The organism is Veillonella intestinalis (assembly GCF_943192895.1).
Taxonomy (GTDB): domain Bacteria; phylum Bacillota; class Negativicutes; order Veillonellales; family Veillonellaceae; genus Veillonella_A; species Veillonella_A intestinalis.
Genome location: NZ_CALPCB010000006.1, coordinates 26,119 through 48,119, shown reverse-complemented (window position 1 = coordinate 48,119; position 22,001 = coordinate 26,119). Strand labels below are relative to the sequence as shown.

Sequence of the window (22,001 nt, the reverse complement as noted above, 5' to 3'; positions counted from 1 at the left end):
ACGCTTCATTTCACACATATACTTTTGATTTGTAGCGAAACAGGAGGCAAACATACATGATTCGCGAAGATATTCGTAATGTTGCAATTATTGCACACGTTGACCATGGTAAAACAACTTTGGTAGACGCCTTGTTAAAACAAAGCCATATTTTTAGAGAGAATGAAAAAGTGGCCGAACGCGTAATGGACTCTAATGATTTGGAAAGAGAACGTGGGATTACCATTTTGTCTAAAAATACGGCTGTTATGCATAATGGTGTAAAGATTAACATCGTTGACACCCCAGGCCATGCTGACTTCGGCGGCGAAGTAGAACGTGTACTTAACATGGTAGATGGCGTATTATTATTGGTTGATGCTTTTGAAGGTCCTATGCCACAGACTAAATATGTACTTCGTAAGGCATTGGAACAGAAATTAAAACCAATCGTAGTTATTAACAAAATTGACCGTCCAGACCAACGTGTTCATGAAGTAGAAGATGAAGTGTTAGAATTATTCATGGAACTTGAAGCTGATGATGATCAATTAGATTTCCCTGTAGTATATGCATCAGCTCGTGATGGTATTGCTAAAGCAAGCATGGAAGATGAAGGCAAAGATATGCAACCTTTATTTGAAGTATTGCTTAAAGAAATTCCAGCACCACAAGGTGATATTGAAGGCCCATTACAGTTCATGGTAACAACGCTTGACTATGATGATTATGTAGGTAAAATTGCCGTTGGTCGTATTGTGCGTGGTCGCATGAAAACAAACCAACAAGTTGTGATTATGAATGGCGAAAGCACACGCAAAGCTAAAATCGGTCGAGTATACACTTACAATGGTTTAAATCGTGTAGAAACTGACGAAATGGCTATGGGCGATATTACGGCTTTCGTAGGTATTGAAGATATCAATATTGGTGAAACTGTTGCCGATTCAGAACATCCAGAAGCATTGCCAGCCCTTACGATTGATGAACCAACATTATCCATGGTATTCTCCGTAAATAACTCTCCATTTGCAGGTCGTGAAGGGGATTATGTAACAAGCCGTCATTTGCGTGACCGTTTGTTCAAAGAAGTAGAAACCAATGTGTCCATGAAAGTGGAAGAAACAGAATCTCCAGATGCCTTTAAAGTATCTGGCCGTGGTGAACTTCATTTAGCAGTTTTAATTGAAACTATGCGCCGTGAAGGGTATGAATTGCAAGTTGGGAAACCTCGCGTAATTTACAAACGCATTAATGATCAATTGTGCGAACCATTAGAATATTTAACAATTGACGTACCACAAGAATTCATGGGTACTGTTATGGAAAACTTAGGGGCTCGTAAGGCTGAATTAATTAATATGAACGAATTAGCTGGTTACTTACGTATGGAATTCATTATTCCAGCTCGTGGGCTTATTGGTTTCCGCGCACAATTCTTAACAAGCACTAAAGGTAATGGTATTATGAACCATGTATTCCATGGATATGCACCATTTAAGGGTGAAATTCCTGGCCGTACACGTGGTGCCTTAGTAGCCTTTGAAGATGGCGAAACAACACCATATGGATTGAACTCCATTCAAGATCGTGGAACTTTATTCATCGGCCCAAATGAACCAGTGTATACAGGTCGTGTTATTGGTGAAAATGCTCGTGAGTCAGATATGGACGTTAACCCATGTAAGAAAAAACATGTTACTAACATGCGTTCTAGCTCCTCTGATGAAGCGGTGCGTTTAGTACCACCTCGCATTTTCAGCTTAGAACAAGCTTTAGAATGGATTAATGACGATGAATTAGTAGAAGTTACACCAAAGAGCATTCGCATGCGTAAAGCTATCTTAGATCGTGCTGCACGTGCTAAAGCAGCTAAAAACGCACGCTAAGAGCTAGTGTCATGGCTAACTGGTCACGAAATTCGTCGCGTAAGTCGGAATCTAGGACCTATGAATTACGCATTGCCGGCGAAATGGTTCCTTATACAGTAACTTGGAAAGCTATTAAGAATTTAAATTTACGTGTTATGCCTAATGGAGCTGTCAAAGTTTCAGCTCCTTGGCGCACGTCAGCAACCACGATTGCTCACTTTGTAGATGAGCATAAGGGTTTTATTGATAGAGCTAGACAGCGCTTTGCCACATATCAGCAACCAACGGTAGAAGTGAGCTATGAAACGGGCGATATTTTTTATATACTGGGATATAAGGCTAAATTATTGGTAGAGCCTTGTGAACCGAATCATAGTTCTTATGTGACCTGGAGTGAATCGGATCCGTATACTATTTATATGTATGTAAAACCGGCGAGTACCTTAGACCAGCGGGCACAATTGATGCTGAAGTTTTGGCTACAATTGTGTGAGGCTACCGTCAAGGACATGCGTGATCGTATTTATAATCGTTATATTGAGGCGGGCTATGATGTACCCTATCCAAGTCTTAGAATTCGTAAAGCGAAAACTCGTTGGGGTTCTTGCTCTTTGCGGACACAACGAATTATGATTAATCAACAATTGTTAATGGGGCCGCAGCATTTTTTAGAATATGTGATGATTCATGAATTTGCTCATTTCATACAGCCGAATCACTCACCTAAGTTTTGGCAAGTAGTTGCACAATTTATGCCTGAATGGCGTGAAGTACGGCATGCGTTAACAGCGTATTTTCGTGGTAAATCGTAATATGTAATTTATGAGTCAACAACGTTAATATAATGCATAAGATGTAGTTGTTAGATGTGATATAATTAAATAAGGTACAGAATCAGGACTGACCTCGTGGTCGGTCCTTTTTATATAAAGAAACACATCAAGTTAAAACTATAGAAAACAGGATAACCTTGTGAGTCTATAAAGGAGGGCACCTATGAAACCATTTGTTCATTTGCATGGACATACAGAATATAGTTTGCAAGATGGGATTAGTCGGTTGCCACAGATGGTGGCACGGGCTAAGGAATTGAATATGCCCGCTTTAGCTATTACAGACCATGGGAACATGTGTGGGGCTATCTATTTTTATAAAGAAGCTGTTAAAGCTGGCATTAAACCGATTATTGGTTGTGAAGTGTATGTTACAGTAGGGAGTCGTTTTGACAAAGACGCTAATAGTGTTAAACAGGAGCGTTTAAAGCATTTAATTCTGCTAGCTGAAACTATGGAAGGCTATCAAAATCTTACGAAGATTGTATCTCGTGGATTTACCGAAGGTTTTTATCGTAAACCTCGGGTAGATCATGATTTATTGCGCCGTCATAGCAAGGGACTAATTGCACTGAGTGCTTGTATTCAAGGGGAAATCCCTCAGTGCATTTTGCAGGATAATCCCGAAGGGGCTCGTCGTGCGTTAGAAACATATATTGATATTTATGGGAAAGATAACTTTTTCTTAGAAATACAAAATCATGGCTTGCCAGCGGAAGTAAAGGCGCAAGAAGCTTTAGTAGCGTTGGCCAAGGAATATGAGGTAGGCATTGTTTGCTCTAATGATTTTCATTATGTACTGAAAGAAGATGCTGATGCCCAAGATATTAAAGTGTGCATTGCTACTGGGGCAAAAGTAGCCGAAACGAATCGTTTAAAATTCCCTAATGACGAATTTTATATGAAAAGTGGCGATGAAATGGCAGCCTTATTTGGTCATATTCCAGGGGCTATAGAAAATACGCTCGCCATTGCTGAACGGTGTCAGGTCGCGTTTAATTTTGATGAACACCACTTACCTCATTTTGATGTGCCAGAAGGAGAAAATGCGACTACTTATTTACGTCATTTATGTGAGCGAGAAATTCCTCGGCTCTATGGCACAGTAACACCAGAATTGCAGGAACGGTTAGACTATGAATTATCTGTTATTGCTCAAATGGGCTTTGACGATTATTTTCTAATCGTATGGGACTATGTGCGATACGCGCGGGAACATGACATTTTAGTGGGCCCTGGACGTGGCAGTGCGGCTGGCTCTGTGGTGGCATATTTACTGGGGATTACGGGCCTTGATCCATTAAAATATAATCTTTTGTTTGAACGCTTTTTGAATCCAGAACGCATTAGTATGCCTGATATTGATATTGACTTTTGCTATGAAAAACGTGGCAAGGCAATTGAATATGTAACTGAAAAATATGGGCAAGCACGAGTAGCACAAATTATTACGTTTGGTACAGAAGCGGCACGAGCCGTTATTCGTGATGTGGGCCGTGTACTAGATCATCCGCTACCAGAAGTCAATCGGTTAGCTAAGATGATTCCTAATGAATTGGGGATTACGTTGGATAAGGCCTTGAAAGGTAAAGAGTTGAAGGCAGCCTATGAAAGTGATCCTCAAGTTAAGCAATTATTTGATTATGGTCGTAAATTGGAAGGCATTGTGCGCAATGCGTCTACCCATGCGGCCGGGGTTGTAATCTCGGCGGCTCCTTTAGAAGACCATGTGCCAATTCAAAATGCTAATGACAGTGGTTTTGTCACTCAATATGATAAGGATAATATTGAAGAGTTAGGCCTGTTAAAGATGGACTTTTTAGGGCTACGAACGTTAACGGTAATGGGAGATGCCCTCGCTTTAATTAAAGCGAATCGTGGCATTGATTTAGATTTAGATGCAATTCCTCTTGATGATGCGGCGGCTTGTGATTTGTTGACTAAAGGGGATACACCAGGTGTATTCCAGCTTGAATCTGAAGGGATTACTAAGCTGGTTATGGATTTACGACCTGAGCATTTTGAAGACTTGATTCCGCTTGTAGCATTATATCGACCAGGGCCTCTTGGCAGTGGCATGGTAGAAGATTTTATCAAACGCCGTCATGGTGAGATGGAAATTACCTATCTTCATCCTTTATTAGAGCCTATTTTAAAGGATACTTTCGGGGTTATTTTGTATCAAGAACAAGTTATGCAGATTGCCTCGGCTATGGGTGGTTTCTCCTTGGGGCAAGCGGATTTAATGCGTCGTGCGATGGGTAAGAAGAAGGAATCGGTATTAAAGGCACAGCGTGAATCCTTTATTGAAGGGGCTACTAAGAATCAGATTGATCCAGCTATTGCCAATGAAGTGTTTGACTTGCTCGTATACTTTGCTGGTTATGGTTTTAATAAATCCCATAGTGCCGCCTATGCCTATATTGCGTATCAGACGGCATATTTAAAAGCTCATTATTATCCAGAGTTTATGGCAGCTACCTTGTCGAGTTTCATGACCAATGTAGATAAATTGACATATTATATTAATGACTGTAAGAAACATGGTGTTAAAGTATTAGGTCCTGATATTAATTATGGTGAGCAAGCGTTTGCCGTACAAGATGGGGCGATTCGCTTTGGCCTTGGTGGGGTAAAAAGTGTAGGCGACAATGCAATTCAGCAGCTACTTTTTGAACGTCAGCAAGGTGGTTTATATACGTCAATTCTTGATTTTTGCAAACGAGTTGATTCTAAGGTAATTAATAAGCGCCTACTAGAAAGTTTGATTCGCTGTGGTGCGATGGACAGTTTTAAAGAAAATCGCAATCAATTGCTGGCGATGTATGAAGGAGCGCAAAGTTTAGGCCAGCGTTTGCAAAAAGAAGAAGCCCGTGGAACGATGAGTTTGTTTGGTGATGATTTAGCAGTTGAGGAAACTATTGAAGTCCCTAATTTGCCTGATTTGCCGTCCGAAGAAAAATTACGTGATGAAAAAGAATATACTGGCTTTTATATTACTGGTCATCCTTTGAATGCTTTTGTGGAGGAATTAAGTGGCTTATTTGAAATGGGGAAACTTAGTTCTAATCCTGAACAATACGATGGTCAGACGGTCACTGTAGGGGGGCTCATTGTAGATAAATCAGACAAGGTAACGCGTCGTAATGACATTATGTCTATTTTGCGTTTGGAAGATTTTTCAGGTTCGGCCTCTATTGTAGCCTTTCCGACTGTATTTCAACAAAGTCAGGCCTATTTAGCGGTTGATATGGCTGTGCGTATTACGGGCCGTATTGATGCTGATGAAAAGGGTGTGCAAATTATTGCTGATTCGGTGAAGCCGTTAAAAGTGAATTATGAAAAGGCTAAGCAGATAATTATCCATATTCGTCCTGGTTTTGATACAGCGGAAGCAAGTAATAGCCTTAAAAAAGTATTGCTTGAAACAGATGGGACAGTTCCGGTCTCTTTTTACCTACATCGACAACGTAAACGTATTGATGTAGCAAAGGAATATTTTATAACGCCTGGGACTAAAATATGCCAAGCTATCGAAAAAATTTTAGGCCCTGACAGTGTAGAAATTATGTAGAATACTGGTGTATAATGGGTACTATGAAGGGAAAACATAGGCTTTATATCAATCCATTATAAGTGAGGTATTCTACTATGAAGAAAACTAAGATTGTTTGTACTATTGGACCGAGCACAGACGCACCTGGTGTGTTGGAACATATGTTAGAAGCAGGCATGAACGTAGCACGCTTTAACTTTTCCCATGGCTCTTATGAAGAACATACGAAGCGCATGAATGCTGTTCGGGAAGCTTCACGTAAGACAGGGATTCCGGTAGCGCTTATGCTTGATACAAAAGGTCCTGAAATTCGTTTAGGTCATTTCAAAGAAGGACGTGTTATGCTAGAAGCAGGCAAACCGTTCACTTTGACTATGCGTGATGTAGAAGGGGACGCTACTATTTGTTCCGTTAATCATAAAGGGTTAGTTAATGATGTAACGGTAGGCTGCCAGATTTTATTATCTGATGGTCTTGTTACACTTAATGTTGATAAAATTGAAGGCACTGAAATTTATACGACGATTCAAAATAGTGGCCCTATGAGTGATCGTAAGCGTGTAGCTGTACCAGGGGTACCGCTTAGCTTGCCACCTGTGTCGGACAGTGATATGGCAGATTTACGCTTTGGTTGCCAGCAAGGGGTTGACTATGTGGCAGCTTCTTTTATGCAACGAGGCAGTGATGTAGTCGCGATTCGTCGCATTTTAGAAGAAGAAGGCAAGGATATTAAGATTATCTCTAAGATTGAAAATGAAGAAGGTATCAATAACTTAGATGATATTTTGCGTATGTCTGATGGCCTCATGGTAGCCCGTGGCGATTTAGGTGTAGAAATTCCGGCTGAAGAAGTGCCAGTGCTTCAAAAGATGATGATTAGCAAGTGTAATAAAGCATCGAAACCTGTTATTACAGCAACTCAAATGTTGGAATCTATGACGACTAATCCACGGCCTACTCGTGCTGAAGCAAGTGATGTGGCTAATGCTATTTTAGATGGTACTGATGCCGTTATGTTGTCTGGTGAAACGGCTGGTGGTAAATATCCAGTTGAAGCGGTACAGACAATGGCTCGCATTGCAGAAGTAACGGAACATTCTACGTTGTATTGCAACATGGAACATCCATTTGTGGCTGATACGGTACAAACGACAGAAGCTATTAGTGCCGCTACGGTTACGGTAGCTAAAAATCTTGATGCAGCTGCGATTATTACTTGTACTGAAACCGGTAAAACCGCGATGAGCATCTCTCGTAATCGCCCGTTGGCCAAAATTTTAGCTGTAACACCACATGAAGAAACTGTGCGTCGTGTACAGTTATATTGGGGTGTAGAGGCCGTTAAAGGAATTGATCATGCCAATTCTGATGAAATGGTGCATAGTGCTATTAGTGCATCCTTAGCGGAAAATCGTATTGAGTCTGGTGATTTAGTAGTAATTACAGCTGGCGTTCCATCAGGTACAGCAGGCACAACCAATATGATTCGAGTACATGTAGTTGGCAAAGCTGTATTAGCTGGCAATGGTGTTGGTAAAGGAGCTGCTACGGGTCGTGTATGTATTGCTTATGATGCAACTAAAGCTCAGGCATCTTTCCGTGATGGCGACATTTTAGTAGTCCGTACTTTAGAAGCAGATTTAATGCCGTTTGCTAAGCGAGCAAGTGCTATTATTGCGGCTGAAGATGGTTTTACTTCTGCGGCTGCGATTGCAGGGATTAATTTTGGAATTCCTGTTGTATTAGGTGTTACTAATGCAGAACAAGTAATTAAAGATGGTGAAGTTGTAACTGTTGATGGATCACGCGGTAAAGTATTTGAAGGAATTGCTAACGCCCGTTAGTTATTCTCTTTGAGGCATTGTGCGGTATGTATCCATGACAGAATATGAGGAGGTTTTTATGAATTACTCTATGCCAGTGAACGCTGAGCAATCGGTAGTGTCTCAAGTGGTAGCGCGTAAGTTGCGCAATTCTATGTTGTGGATGGGGTGGGGTATTTTAACTACCTTTGTTACTTTATTAGCCGCCCTATTTAACCCACAATGGCTCCATATGGCCGCATCTAATTATAATATTATATTATTTATTGAATTAGGGGTTGTTATTTTGTTTAGTGCTCGACAGATGAGTGCTAGTTTAACATCTCTTAAAGCGATGTTTTTTATTTATTCCATTCTAAATGGGCTAACCTTAGCTGTATTAAGCGTAGTGTATGGCAGTAGTGCTTTCTTTTATGCGTTCCTAGGAGCGGTTGCTTTCTTTGGCACTTTTGCTATTATTGGCGGTGTCATCAAAAAGGACTTAACCTCTTGGTCGACGTATTTAGTAGGCGCGGTAATCGCGCTTATCGTAGTGAGCTTATTAAATATGTTCTTCTTCAATAGTGGCATAGTTAATTTGGGCTTAGGTGCGCTAGGCGTTATTATTTTCACAATTTTCACAGCGGTAGATGTGAATCGTATTAAAGGATTGCTGACTGTAGCTGCTCTTGAGGATGATGATGTATTAGAACGTATCGAGTTAATTGGTGCGTTAATGCTTTACTTAGATTTTATCAATATCTTCTTATCCATTTTACGCTTTTTCCGCAGAGACTAAGGAGGCTTATCTATGGATGAAAAAGAGTGGCAAACCTTCGTTACCGTGGTGGCTGAGGGGAATATTACAAAAGCAGCTGATAAGTTATTTTTATCGCAACCTGCTTTGAGTTATCGTTTGCGTCATTTAGAAGAAGATTTAGGTTGTCCATTGTTATTGCGTACCAATGAAGGGATTACCTTAACGCCACAAGGTGAAGTATTTCATGCCTATTGTCGGCGTATGTTAGAAGAGACTGAGAGTCTAAAGCAATCCATTGGTGAAATGAGTGGCGAGATTCAAGGGACTTTGAAAATTGCTTCGTCTATAAATTTTGCGGATTACCAATTACCACATTTGCTTAGTTTATTTACTAAAGAATATCCTCATATTCATATTCAAGTAAAATCAGGTTATAGTTCTCATGTGAATAAAATGTTTAATAGCGGTGAAGTAATGGTCGCAATTACGCGGGGAAATTTTAAAGAGACCCCGAATTCTATTAAGCTATTTGAAGAGCCTTATTGTTTAGTTTATAAGGATCCTATAACAATTGATGATTTATCTTCCTTACCTTGGATTCAATACCGTACGGATGGATCTATATCTTCAATAGTAGAGAGTTGGCGAAGTGAAAATTTACCGACTAACCTAGAACCGGCTATGGAACTTGATTCGATGGTGACCTGTCGTCACTTTGTGCGTGAAGGGCTAGGTTGGGCTATTTTGCCATATTTAGGACTTGGATCTTGCAAAGATGAAGGTATTCATGTAGCACCTATTTATCATAAAGATGGAACCCCATTTATGCGTAGTACTTTATTGCAGTATAGTGAAGTAAGTACAAAGCTTATTGCGGCTAAAACATTTATTGATTATGTGTGTGAACATTATAAGAATTATACACCGGTTGCTATTGAATTTTAGTTTGATATTAATCAAGTTATAATTATTAGTAATTAGATTGTAAATATAATTATTGAGTTATGCTGATATTGCAAATTATATGATGTATTTTAGAGAATCTTTTCATATTTTATGAAAAGGTTCTTTTTTCATGCTGTTTTAGGTGGTATTACCTAAAGTAATCTAATGAATGAAAAAATGTCGATAAAAAATTTATACAGCGCATATAAGCTTTTTATTTTTCAGATTTGATATAGACCGATATAATGGGCTTACAGGTTGAGCAAAACGTTTGATACGTCATTTGCCACAATCTTAAAGTTTGTGTTTATAGTGTATTATACGTTTTTATTTTAAGGAGTTTTACAGAATGAACAACAGCAAATTAATTAAAATTGCAGTTATGGCGTTGATTCCGTTAATTATTTGGTTCATGCCACCGCCGGAAGGTCTTGAAGTAAATGCTTGGCGCTTGTTTGGTTTTTATTTGACAGCGATTGTAGGTTTAGTTATTAAACCATGGGGTGCTCCTGTAGTTTTATTAGTATCTATTGCAGCATCTTCTATTTTCTTAAATAATACATCCGCTGTGTTATCTGGATATGCATCCTCTACATTGTGGTTAGTATTTTCTGCCTTTGCTTTATCTGTAGCATTTGTTAAAACCGGTCTTGGTCGTCGTATTGCGTATCATTTGATTGGTATGTTTGGTTCCACTGTATTGCGTTTGGGTTATGTTACCGCTATCTTAGATTTTATTATTTCTCCAGTAACCCCTTCGAATACAGCTCGTGCTGGTGGTATCGTATATCCGATTATCAATGCTACCGCTCGTGCCCTTGGTTCTGAACCAGGTGAAACTGCTAAAAAAGCAGGTGCTTACTTAAGTGCTAACACTTATATGGTTACTAAAGTAACATCTTTCATGTTTGCTACGGCTATGGCACCTAACTTATTAGCAGCTGACTTTATGAATAAAATTTTAGGAGTTGACCTCAACTGGGGTGTTTGGGCCTTAGCTATGGTAATTCCTGGCTTAGTAATGTTATTAGTAGTTCCATTTGTTACTTATCTTGTTGAACGTCCTACATTGACTAAGATTGACAATCATACGATTGCTAAACAAGGTCTTGAAGATTTAGGGCCAATGAAATTAAGTGAAAAAATCTTGGTAGCTATTTTCGTTTTAGCTTTACTTGGTTGGGCAATGCCTTCCATTTTGGATCAAGGTTTTGGTATTAAACTTTCTATCAATGCGACAGCCGTAGCTGTAGCGGCTATGTGCTTATCCATTGTATGTAATGTTATTAAATGGGATGATGTACTTAAAAGTAATGGCGCTTGGAACACATTCATTTGGTTCGGCGGTATTATCGGTATGTCCAGTGCGTTAAGTAAAGTGAAATTCTTTGAATGGTTAGCTAAATTCATGGAAACACATATTCACTTCGGCGATAATGCATTTATTGCGTTAGTGGTTATTGGCTTTATCAGTGTAGCGGTTCGTTATTTATTCGCTTCTGGTAGTGCTTATGTAGTAGCTATGTTACCAGTATTCTTGACAGTTGGTAAAGTAGCTGGTGTTGATCCAATGGGACTTGCTCTTGTATTAGCTGCGACTAACTCCTATGGTGGGGCCTTAACTCACTACGGCGGAGCGGCAGCACCAATTATCTTTGGTGAAGGGTTTAATGATGTTAAGACTTGGTGGATTGTAGGTGGCTTAGTTGCTATCGTATGTTTCATCTTAACAATGACCGTTGGTTATGGTTACTGGTCTGCTATCGGCCTTATTAAATAAGTTATGTTACCAGCTCAGGTGGGGCTTTGCTCCACTTGAGTATCAGTAAATTATAAATTTTAGTTCTTTTTGGTTTAGTGTTAGTTTATTATTAGCTATGATTCGTTAAGAAAGGATGCGAAGCTATGAACAAATTAGTAAAAGCAGCGACTGCTGGTTTTGACGAAAAACAAGATTGTCTTGTAACCGTTGAGCCAATCGCAGCTGGTATTGAAGTTGAATTAACTTCAAAAGTAAAACGCCAGTATGGTAAACACATTGAAGAATTAATCGTGAACACAGTAAAAGAAGCTGGTTATGATGGGGTAAAGGTTATCGCCGATGATAAGGCCGCTTGGGACTATGCAATTAAAGCACGTGTATTAGGTGCTTTAGAACGCGGTTCTGAACCGAAAGCTACTGTAACTCATGACGAAACTCGTCCCGTAGAAGTTAAAAATTTACCATTATCAGAAGCTGCTAAAGCTCGTATTTCTCGTAGCATGATGTTCGTGCCTGGGAATACGCCTAAAATGATTAATAGCGCAGATATCCACGGTGCGGATAGCTTGATGTTTGATATTGAAGACTCCATTCCTGTAACAGAAAAAGATACAGCTCGTTTGATGACAGCTGAAGCTTTGAAAAGCATGACTTTCCGCTCTGAAACAGTAGTTCGTATTAACCATCCAACTCAGACACCATATGGCTATGATGACTTAGATGTAATTGTACCAGCTAAACCAAACTTGATTCGTATTCCAAAAACTGAAGACGTATCTGAAGTTGAAATCGTAGCTCGTAAAATTGAAGAAGTAGAAAAAGCTAATGGTTGGGAAGAAGGTACAATTAATATTATTGTAGCGATTGAATCCGTTAAAGGTCTTTATAATGTACGTGAAATCTGCCATGGCCCTCGCGTTGTAGGTATCGCACTTGGTGCTGAAGATTATCGTGCTGACCTTCGCACTGGTAAATCTAAACCAGCTGTTGAATTAGCATTTGCTCGTCAATCTATCTTATTGGCAGCTCGTGAAGCAGGTATTCGTTGCGTAGATACTGTATTCTCTGATGTTAAAGATCTAGATGGTTTCGTAGAAGAAGTACAATACATTAAGGCCCTTGGCTTCGATGGTAAATCTTGTATCCATCCAAGTCAGATTAAATTGGCTCACAAAGTATTTACTCCAGATGAAAAAGAAATTGCTCATTCTGTTAAAGTATTGAATAGCTATGCAGATGCTTTGAAAAACAATAAAGGCGTTATTGCTGTTGACGGTAAGATGATTGATGGTCCTATCGTAGTTCGTGCACAACGCATTGTAGATAAAGCACGTGCAGCCGGTATTAAAGTAGAAGTAGATGAAGGAGCTGAAATTAATGTTAAATAAAGCAAATCGCGAAATTCCAATGGATTTACCAGCTCTTGCGGGTCGTGAATTATATCAAGGCGAGTTCGCTATTGAGCCTAAAGTACGCCGTGTAGGCCGTCCTGTTGCTAAATATAATCAAGGTGGCGCTGATAAATTATTATCTTCCATCGATGAAGCTATTGAAAAAACTGGCTTAAAAGATGGTATGACTGTTTCTTTCCACCATCATTTCCGTAATGGCGATTATGTTATGAAAATGGTTATGGAACGCATTCAAGCAAAAGGTATTAAAGATATTACTGTTGCTTCCAGTTCTCTTAGCCCTTGTCATGAATTCTTAATCGATATGATTAAAGATGGCACAGTAACAGCTATTGAAACTTCTGGTCTTCGTGATGCACTAGGCAAATTCTTAACGAAGAATCCAGGCGTATTGAAACGTCCTGTAGTTATTCGTTCTCATGGTGGCCGTGCCCGTGCTATTATTGCAGGTGAAGTTCACATCGATGTAGCCTTCATGGGTGCACCTACTTGTGACCGCCGTGGTAACTTTACTGGCATGCAAGGTAAATCTGCTTGTGGTGCTCTTGGTTACGCTATGGTTGACTCTCATTATGCAGATAAAACTGTTGCCATTACTGATAACTTAGTTGATTATGTATATCCTTATTCTGTACCTCAAACAGATGTAGATTACATCGTTGAAGTAGAAGCAATTGGTGATCCAGAAGGGATTGCTTCTGGTGCAGTTGGTTTTACTAAAAACCCTGTACAGATTAAAATTGCTGAAATGGCTGCAGAATTCCTTGATCAAGCAGGCATCATTAAAGAAGGTTTCAGCTTCCAGCTTGGTGCTGGTGGGGCACCTTTAACAGTAGCTAAATTCATCGGCCAAAAACTAAAAGAACAAGGCGTTAAAGCTGGTTTTGGTATTGGTGGTGCCACTGGTATTTTGGCAGGTATGTTAGAAGACGGTTTAATCAATGCTATTTATGATACTCAAACATTTGATACAGTAGCAGCTGCTTCTTTACATAAAAACCCTGCTCATATTGAAATGAGTGCATCCATGTATGCGGATCCTTGGACTGACAATATGACTAACTACCTTGATGTTGTATTCCTTGGTGCTACTGAAATTGATACAAACTTTAATGTTAACTGTATGACTGACTCCAATGGCGTTCTTATGGGGGCTTCTGGTGGTCACAGTGATACAGCTGCTGGTGCTAAATGTACAGTTATTACTTGTCCATTAGTACGTGGCCGTTTGCCAATGATTTTAGATAGCGTTCAAACTGTTATTACGCCAGGTGAATCTGTTGACGTAATTGTAACAGAACGCGGTATCGCTATTAACCCTCGTCGCACTGACTTGATTGAACGCTTTAAAGATTCTAACTTACCAATTTACACAATTGAAGAGTTACAGAAATTAGCTTTTGATCTTGTTGGTAAACCAGAAGGTATTACTGTAAGCGATAAAGACGAAGATGTAGTAGCTATCGTTGAATACCGTGACGGCTCTATTATCGACGTAGTTCGCAAACCATTAGACTAATTAGTCGATGGAATAAAGACAAATTAATTATTGAATCAGCGTTACGAAGCTTGATTGAAATTGCTAATAGTATTTTTGAAAAAGGGATTGTTACGGCAATCCCTTTTTCTTATATAGTGCAACAGGCAAGCTTGTTAAATGAGCAAGAGTTTTTTAGTCTGTAACGTTTATATGTTGGAAAGGAGTTTTTCCTATGTTTTTAGGTATTTTGGGCCTATTGATGATTGTTATCATCGTATGGGCATTAATCCAATCTAAAACAAATCCTGTGCCGATTTTCGTAATCGTGCCTATTATCATGGCTGTTATTGCTGGTTTTGGTCCATCAGATATTTTTACATTTATTCAAGCAGGTGTATCTAAAACTTGGTCTACAGCGGTATTATTCGTATTCTCTATTGTGTACTTCTCCTTGATGAGTGATGTTGGTCTATTTGATCCATTGGTAAATTACTTGGCTAAAAAAGCCGGCAATAATATTATGTTAGTTACCATTGCTACAGCACTTATCGCAGTAGTAGGGCATTTGGATGGCGCGTTAGCATCTACCTTGTTAATTACGATTCCTGCCATGCTTCCTATTTATAAAAAGTTACACATTCGCCCTGTAACTTTAGTATGTATCATTGGTGCGGCTATGAGTATCATGAACTTGGTACCATGGGGTGGTCCAGTAGCGCGTACAGGGGTTGTATTAAACGCTGATGTAAATGCTTTATGGCAAGCATTAATTCCATTACAAGGGGTAGGCTTAGTAATCTTAATTGTGTTTGCTGCTTATATGGGGATTGTTGAAAAACGTCGTGGTGCTGGTTTAAACCCAACTGGTGAAGCTGCATTATTAGATTCTTCATTAGTACCAACTGATGGTAATGTAACTTCTGAAGATTTAGAAGCTATGAAACGTCCTAAATTGTTATGGTTCAATGGTTTGTTAACTTTAGTTGTTATTGGCTTACTTTGCTTCACTAAGATTCCGCTTTATGGTGCGTTCATGTTCGGACTTGCCATTGCTTTGATTGTTAACTTCCCTGGTGCAAAAGCACAATCTAAAGCTATTAAAATGCATGCTGATACTGCCTTAACAATGCCTATGATTTTATTAGCATCTGGCGTATTCTTAGGTGTATTAAGCGGTACTAAAATGATGGATAACATGGCATCTATGTTAATTACCTTAGTACCAGATTTCTTGGGTGGTCATTTACAAACTATCTTTGGTATTCTTGGGGTACCAATTGGTATGTTGCTTGGCACTGACTCCTACTTCTTTGGTCTTGTTCCATTGGCTATTAGTGTAGGTGAAAAATTTGGTGTAAATCCTCAAGATATGGCTATGGCTATGTTGATTTCTAAAAACTATGGTGTATTAGTAACGCCTCATGCAGCGACTACATTCTTAGCTTGTGGTTTAGCTGGTATTGAAATTAAAGATATGTTGAAATTCTGTGCTCCACGTTTGTTTATCATGTCCTTGATTTCGTTAGCTTGTGGTGCTATGTTAGGTTTGTTCCACTTATAATTTTTACTAGCAGAGAGTTAGTAATATAATAAAAGGTCGTAAGTAAACGATGTATGATTCGTTTGCTTACGACCTTTTTTATTTTTTATATACTAAGGTGTTGTGTCATTAAAAATACTTTCCCCTGGTTGTAGTGGGGAGGGAACTTGGCCTGGATTACTATCAAAGTCTTTTAATGAGGGCACGGTTGGTGCCGCTTGTGGTACTTTTATTTCAGGATGAAGCCATTCTAATTGTATGAGGCGCCATTGAAACTGATTAGTCTCTTTTTGGAGTTGGACAATATCTTTTTCCGCTACTTTTAAACGAGCGGCGTGCGCATTGCTGATGTGTTCTAGGTTAGTAATACGATAATCAAAACTGTCCATGTCACTCATATTGTATTGACCATAGACTCTGGTTGCTAGCTCATCAATTTGGGCTTGCTGATAAGCGATATAACAGCCCATACAAACTATGAGTAACCATAACCAAGTTGTAGTGCGCTTCCATAAGTTAGTGAGCGTTTTTGGTGGCTTATTAGGGCCTGGTTGAGGCTCGAACTTGCGAGGACGTTCCTCACTCATGATGCTTATTTCCCTTCTGCAGAAATAGAACCAGTTGGTAATGGTAATTTAGCGGTTACAAAATCTAACCACAAGCGAGACGCGTGGGAGAGATAATGACCTTTTTTCCAAATTACATATAATGTATGAGTAATTTCAGGACGAACTAGTGGGCGCACGGCTACGCTAGTACCAACTTTTGTATTTTCCCCTTTGGCAGGGCAGAGACGGCTTGGTAGCAAAGCAATGGCTAAGTGAGCACCTACTGTTTGTAACATTAAGTCACGTTGGCTAGTTTCAAATACAATATGAGGTTGGAAACCGGCATGTTTACAAGATTTTACTACTTCATCATGAAGGTTGAAATCATCTTTATGAAGTACAAAAGATTCTTCGGATAACATGTCTAAGGAAATTTCTTTTTCTTTAGCTAATGGGTTATCGCGCGGTAAAATAACACAGAGTGGGTCGCTAGTAAGATAGAAGGACTCAAATTCTTTAGGATTTGGTTTTGTACAAATAATACCAATATCAATAAGACCTTCTTGTACACTAAGTTCAATTTTTTTAGAACCTTCTTCGTATAATTCTAAATTAATTTGTGGATAAGAACGTTTAAATTCACCTAATAGTTGAGCAAAAATAGGGGCATCTGTAATTGGTGGTAATCCAATGTGAATAGAGCCTTGTTCTAATCGGAACTCATTTTCAAAATCTGTTTTTAAATGCTCAAACATGAAAACAACGCGTTTCGCATGAGTTAAAAAGATGGTACCGCCATCAGTTAATTCTACTGATTTAGCATTACGCATGAATAAAACAACACCTAGCTCATCTTCAAGAGCTTTAATCGTACGACTAATAGCGGATTGCGAGATGTGCAAGTTGCGTGCTGCTTTACTAAAACTTTTTTGATCGGCTACTTCTACGAAGTATTTTAAATGATGAAAATCCATAGTACACCTCAACTAGTAAAAATATATGAAAGACTCAAAGCTACTTTTCAAGAATGCGTTAAACTCATGTAATGTAAAGAATGACTCCAATATCGTTGAAAAATAGCGTTATTGAAAAACGTTCGCAATATTGAGAACCTATGAAAAAATGTCAAGTTATTATCTCATAATTAGCAATTCAGATACGCCTGTTTCAGTTGCTATATGCAATCTATAATTGTATAATTAAGACATGAGGCTATATCGATTTGTTATTTTAGGAATGAAATAGGTCCTCCAAATGCAAAATAGTTTTAATAGTATTATATTATTACATTTTTGCAAGATAGGCAATGCTTTTACGAAAAATACGACAAAGAATGCATTAAATTTTAACATTCTTGGTTGCTTGATAGTAGAAGCAGTGCAGTTTAGAAGCGATTTGCCAATATGTATGTCAAAAATTTATACGCAGTATAAAATCCTATAGTGTATTCATTATACTATAGGGTATTCACATGCTAAGACATAGATATGCGCTAGGTGCGGGGGAATTTGTTCCTGAGATAATAAGGGTAAGCAAGTGTAAAACTCATTCTTAATGCTTAAGGAGGCTTTTTTAACATGCGTAAAATGAAAACTATGGACGGCAACCAGGCCGCAGCTCACGTTGCATACGGTTTTACCGAAGTAGCAGCTATTTATCCAATCACACCGTCTTCTCCAATGCCAGAACACGTTGATGACTGGGCTGCTACTGGCCGTAAAAATATCTTCGGCCACAAAGTACAGGTTGTAGAAATGCAGTCTGAAGCTGGTGCTGCCGCTGCTGTACACGGTTCCTTACAAGCAGGTGCTTTAACAACTACATTTACCTCTTCTCAAGGTTTATTGTTAATGCTTCCAAACTTGTATAAAGTAGCTGGTGAATTATTACCAGGTGTATTCCATGTAGCAGCTCGTGCTCTTGCCGCTCACGCATTAGCCATTTTTGGTGACCACCAAGACGTTATGGCCGCTCGTGCCGCTGGTTGTGCAATGCTCTCCGAAGCTTCTGTACAAGAAGTTATGGACCTTGCTCCAGTAGCTCACTTAACAGCTATTAAAACACGCGTACCATTCATCAACTTCTTTGATGGTTTCCGTACTTCTCATGAAATTCAAAAAATTGAAGTTCTTGACTATGAAGAATTAAAACCATTAGTAGATATGGAAGCAGTTGAAGAATTCCGTAAACGTGCTTTAAATCCAGATGCGCCTGTAACTCGTGGTACTGCAGAAAACCCTGATATTTACTTCCAGCATCGTGAAGCATCTAACCCATTCTACCTTGAAGTTCCTAATGTAGTAGAACACTACATGGCTGAAATCAACAAATTAACTGGTCGTAACTACCAATTATTCAACTACGTAGGTGCTCCAGACGCTACTGATGTTATCGTAGCTATGGGTTCTAGCTGCCAAGTAGTAGAAGAAACTGTTGATTACTTAAACAAACAAGGCCGTAAGGTTGGTTTAGTGAAAATTCACTTGTTCCGTCCATTCGCAACTGATCGTTTCGTAGCAGCTTTACCTAAAACAGTAGAACGCATTGCTGTCTTAGACCGTACGAAAGAACCAGGTGCTTTGGCTGAACCTTTATTCTTAGATGTACAGGCTGCTTTAGTACAAAACGATATCAACGCTAAAGTATATGGCGGTCGTTATGGTTTAAGCTCCAAAGACGTTATCCCTGCAGACATTGTATCTGTATTCGATAACATGTTAGCTGATGCTCCTAAACGCTTCTTTACATTAGGTATTGAAGACGACGTTACCAACTTGTCCTTAAAACGCGCTGAAGGCGTTTCCATTACAGCTGAAGGTTTAACTGGCTGCAAATTCTGGGGCTTCGGTTCTGACGGTACTGTAGGTGCTAACAAATCCGCTATCAAAATCATCGGTGACTACACTGATATGTATGCTCAAGCATACTTCGATTATGACTCCAAAAAATCTGGTGGCGTAACAATGTCTCATCTTCGTTTTGGTAAGACTCCAATCAACAAACCTTACCTTGTAACTGAACCTGAGTTCATTGCTTGTCATCGTCAGTCCTATGTTCATGAATATGACCTTCTTCGTGGTATCAAAAAAGGTGGTACATTCCTCTTGAACTGTACTTGGACTCCTGAAGAATTAGAAGAAAAATTACCAGCAAACCTTCGTCGTACAATTGCTGAAAAAGAATTGAACTTCTACATCATCAACGCTGCTGAAATCGCTCGTGAAATCGGCTTAGGTGGTCGTATCAACATGATTTGTCAGGCTGCATTCTTCAAATTGACAAATATCATTCCTGTTGATAAAGCTATTGAATACCTTAAAGACTCCGTAGAAAAAACATACGGTAAAAAAGGTCAAAACGTTGTTGACATGAACAATGCTGCTATCGACAAAGGTGTTGGCGCGCTTGTTAAGATTGATGTACCTGCTTCTTGGAAAGATGCTGTTGACAATGCAGCTAAAGAAGAAAAACCAGGTTGTGCATCTTGCCCAAGCTATGTTGAAAACATCTGTAAACCTGTAAATGCTCAAGCTGGTTATGATTTACCAGTAAGCTCCTTTGCTGGTTTCGAAGATGGTACATTACCTGCTGGTACAGCTGCTTATGAAAAACGTGGTGCTGCTTTATTCGTTCCACACTGGATTAAAGAAAACTGTATCCAATGTAACCAATGTGCGTTCGTATGTCCACATGCTACAATTCGTCCTGTATTAGCTACAGCTGAAGAAGTAGCGGCTGGTCCTGATAACTTCGAAGCAATCCCAGCTCTTGGTGCTAAAGATCTTCAATTCCGTATTGCTGTATCTCCACTTGATTGCTTAGGTTGCTCCAACTGTGTTAATATCTGTCCTTCTCCTAAAGGCAAAGCTATTGAAATGCGTCCTATCGATGGCGAAATGGAATTTGCTGAAACTTGGGACTATGCAGTTAAATTACCAGTAAAAGCTAACCCAATGAAGAAAGACACTGTAAAAGGTAGCCAGTTCGAAACTCCACTTCTTGAGTTCTCCGGCGCTTGCGCAGGTTGTGGTGAAACTCCATACGCTCGTTTAATCACTCAATTATTTGGTGATCGCATGGTGATTGCAAATGCTACTGGTTGTTCCTCTATCTGGGGTGCTTCCATGCCAGCTTCTCCATACACTACTAACCAACAAGGTCAAGGTCCTGCATGGGGCAACTCCTTGTTCGAAGATAATGCTGAATATGGCTATGGTATGTTCGTTGGTGCACAAAAAGTTCGTGCTCAATTAGCTGAAACTGCACAAGTTGTTGCTGAAAAAGCAGCTCCAAGCTTAAAAGCAGCTATCGAAAACTGGATCGAAGGCAAAGACCAAGGTGAAGGTTCTCGTGAACGCGTAGCTGAATTAGTAAAAGAATTAGAAGCTGCTGAACAAACTGAAGAAGTTAAAGAAATGCTTGCTAAGAAACAATACTTAGTAAAACGTTCTCAATGGATCTTCGGTGGTGACGGCTGGGCTTACGATATCGGTTTCGGCGGTCTTGACCATGTATTAGCTTCTGGCGAAGACATCAACGTATTTGTATTCGATACTGAAGTTTACTCCAATACTGGTGGTCAGTCCTCTAAATCCACTCATACAGCTGCTGTAGCTCAGTTCGCTGCTTCTGGTAAACGTACTAAGAAGAAAGACCTTGGCATGATGGCTATGACTTATGGCTATGTATATGTAGCTCAAGTTTCCATGGGTGCTGATAAAAACCAATTAATGAAAGCTATCACTGAAGCTGAAGCATATCCAGGTCCATCCTTAATTATCGCTTATGCTCCATGTATCAACCATGGTATTAAAGGCGGTATGGGTAATGCTCAGGAAGAACAACGTCGTGCTGTTGCTTCTGGTTACTGGGATCTTTACCGTTACAACCCAGCTCTTAAAGAAGCTGGTAAGAACCCATTCAGCTTGGATTCCAAAGAACCAACCGAAAGCTTCCGCGACTTCTTAATGAACGAAGTTCGTTATGCTTCCTTGAAGAAAGCTGCTCCAGAAATGGCAGAAGAATTATTCGAAAAAACTGAAAAAGATGCTATTGAACGTCGTAAATCCTACGTTCGTCTTCAAAAAGGTTTTGACGAAGTACAATAATTCAAATAAACATGTAGACTGTAGTTATTGCTAATCTTACAATGAAGTAAGGTATCGACCATGATGGTCAAGAGGCATAAGTACGGGCTAGTAGAACCGCAAGGTATCAATAGATGCCTTGCGGTTTTTTATATTAATTTCATTATTTTTAGATGCAATATTAGCTGTTAAATAAGATAATTGCCAATTTAAAAATCAACAATTATAATATGAGTAACTAATAAAAGTTAAGTGAATACAGTGAACGTTAGCGCAGAGTTAAGTATGTGTTAAGGTGCTAGATATGTATTTAGCGTGTGTTACATACGTATTAAGTATGTGTTCAATATATATTAAGCGTGTGCTAGATATGTATTCAGGAGCACCTAAGTATGTATTAAGTGAGTATTAAAAGTTATTTTGCTA

At 39.3% G+C, this 22,001-nt stretch carries 13 protein-coding genes; 11 read left to right on the top strand and 2 right to left on the bottom strand.

Annotated features, from left to right (window positions below; translation table 11 throughout):
• Positions 1-56: 56 nt before the first annotated feature.
• From typA to NFR27_RS05720, 10 genes are all read left to right on the top strand, one after another.
• The gene (gene typA / locus NFR27_RS05765; RefSeq protein WP_251442562.1) at positions 57-1,868 is read left to right on the top strand and encodes a translational GTPase TypA; all 1,812 of its coding nucleotides are present in this window, start codon (positions 57-59) and stop codon (positions 1,866-1,868) included.
• A gap of 11 nt (positions 1,869-1,879) precedes the next feature.
• Positions 1,880-2,662 (top strand): M48 family metallopeptidase, encoded by a 783-nt coding sequence (locus NFR27_RS05760; protein ID WP_251442559.1) that lies wholly within the window; start codon positions 1,880-1,882, stop codon positions 2,660-2,662.
• Between the two features lie 184 nt (positions 2,663-2,846).
• Positions 2,847-6,257, top strand: coding sequence for a DNA polymerase III subunit alpha (locus NFR27_RS05755; protein WP_251442555.1), 3,411 nt, complete (start codon positions 2,847-2,849; stop codon positions 6,255-6,257).
• 77 nt (positions 6,258-6,334) lie between these two features.
• Positions 6,335-8,083 (top strand): pyruvate kinase, encoded by a 1,749-nt coding sequence (gene pyk / locus NFR27_RS05750; protein ID WP_251442552.1) that lies wholly within the window; start codon positions 6,335-6,337, stop codon positions 8,081-8,083.
• 58 nt (positions 8,084-8,141) lie between these two features.
• Positions 8,142-8,840: a Bax inhibitor-1/YccA family protein gene (locus tag NFR27_RS05745; protein WP_251442548.1), complete on the top strand. Its 699-nt coding sequence runs from the start codon at positions 8,142-8,144 to the stop codon at positions 8,838-8,840.
• Positions 8,841-8,852: 12 nt separating this feature from the next.
• Complete coding sequence (locus NFR27_RS05740) at positions 8,853-9,746, top strand: LysR family transcriptional regulator (protein ID WP_251442545.1); 894 nt, start codon at positions 8,853-8,855, stop codon at positions 9,744-9,746.
• Between the two features lie 349 nt (positions 9,747-10,095).
• Positions 10,096-11,526, top strand: a complete 1,431-nt coding sequence (locus NFR27_RS05735; protein ID WP_251442542.1) for an anion permease — start codon at positions 10,096-10,098, stop codon at positions 11,524-11,526.
• A gap of 125 nt (positions 11,527-11,651) precedes the next feature.
• Positions 11,652-12,896, top strand: coding sequence for a citrate lyase acyl carrier protein (gene citD / locus NFR27_RS05730; RefSeq protein ID WP_251442540.1), 1,245 nt, complete (start codon positions 11,652-11,654; stop codon positions 12,894-12,896).
• Entirely contained in the window at positions 12,886-14,439 is a 1,554-nt protein-coding gene (citF, locus tag NFR27_RS05725) for a citrate lyase subunit alpha (protein ID WP_251442536.1), read from the top strand. The genes citD and citF overlap by 11 nt, the downstream gene beginning before the upstream one ends.
• A 193-nt stretch (positions 14,440-14,632) precedes the next feature.
• Positions 14,633-15,961, top strand: a complete 1,329-nt coding sequence (locus NFR27_RS05720) for a CitMHS family transporter (protein WP_251442533.1) — start codon at positions 14,633-14,635, stop codon at positions 15,959-15,961.
• Between the two features lie 92 nt (positions 15,962-16,053).
• On the opposite strand, the gene NFR27_RS05715 is transcribed toward NFR27_RS05720, so the two are convergent.
• Both NFR27_RS05715 and NFR27_RS05710 read right to left on the bottom strand, forming a co-directional pair.
• Positions 16,054-16,527, bottom strand: a complete 474-nt coding sequence (locus NFR27_RS05715) for a hypothetical protein (RefSeq protein ID WP_251442530.1) — start codon at positions 16,525-16,527, stop codon at positions 16,054-16,056.
• A 5-nt stretch (positions 16,528-16,532) separates the two neighbouring features.
• A complete protein-coding gene (locus NFR27_RS05710) occupies positions 16,533-17,462 on the bottom strand; it encodes a LysR family transcriptional regulator (RefSeq protein WP_251442527.1) in 930 nt (309 codons plus the stop codon).
• A 603-nt stretch (positions 17,463-18,065) separates the two neighbouring features.
• On the opposite strand from NFR27_RS05710, the gene nifJ reads away from it, so the two are divergent.
• Positions 18,066-21,596, top strand: coding sequence for a pyruvate:ferredoxin (flavodoxin) oxidoreductase (gene nifJ, locus NFR27_RS05705; RefSeq protein ID WP_251442524.1), 3,531 nt, complete (start codon positions 18,066-18,068; stop codon positions 21,594-21,596).
• The last annotated feature ends 405 nt before the right edge of the window (positions 21,597-22,001 follow it).

Bases quoted from the DNA above. Each gene is read 5' to 3' on its own strand.
- typA (WP_251442562.1), top strand. From the start codon at position 57: ATGATTCGCGAAGATATTCGTAATGTTGCAATTATTGCACACGTTGAC.
- NFR27_RS05760 (WP_251442559.1), top strand. From the start codon at position 1,880: ATGGCTAACTGGTCACGAAATTCGTCGCGTAAGTCGGAATCTAGGACC.
- NFR27_RS05755 (WP_251442555.1), top strand. From the start codon at position 2,847: ATGAAACCATTTGTTCATTTGCATGGACATACAGAATATAGTTTGCAA.
- pyk (WP_251442552.1), top strand. From the start codon at position 6,335: ATGAAGAAAACTAAGATTGTTTGTACTATTGGACCGAGCACAGACGCA.
- NFR27_RS05745 (WP_251442548.1), top strand. From the start codon at position 8,142: ATGAATTACTCTATGCCAGTGAACGCTGAGCAATCGGTAGTGTCTCAA.
- NFR27_RS05740 (WP_251442545.1), top strand. From the start codon at position 8,853: ATGGATGAAAAAGAGTGGCAAACCTTCGTTACCGTGGTGGCTGAGGGG.
- NFR27_RS05735 (WP_251442542.1), top strand. From the start codon at position 10,096: ATGAACAACAGCAAATTAATTAAAATTGCAGTTATGGCGTTGATTCCG.
- citD (WP_251442540.1), top strand. From the start codon at position 11,652: ATGAACAAATTAGTAAAAGCAGCGACTGCTGGTTTTGACGAAAAACAA.
- citF (WP_251442536.1), top strand. From the start codon at position 12,886: ATGTTAAATAAAGCAAATCGCGAAATTCCAATGGATTTACCAGCTCTT.
- NFR27_RS05720 (WP_251442533.1), top strand. From the start codon at position 14,633: ATGTTTTTAGGTATTTTGGGCCTATTGATGATTGTTATCATCGTATGG.
- NFR27_RS05715 (WP_251442530.1), bottom strand. From the start codon at position 16,527: ATGAGTGAGGAACGTCCTCGCAAGTTCGAGCCTCAACCAGGCCCTAAT.
- NFR27_RS05710 (WP_251442527.1), bottom strand. From the start codon at position 17,462: ATGGATTTTCATCATTTAAAATACTTCGTAGAAGTAGCCGATCAAAAA.
- nifJ (WP_251442524.1), top strand. From the start codon at position 18,066: ATGCGTAAAATGAAAACTATGGACGGCAACCAGGCCGCAGCTCACGTT.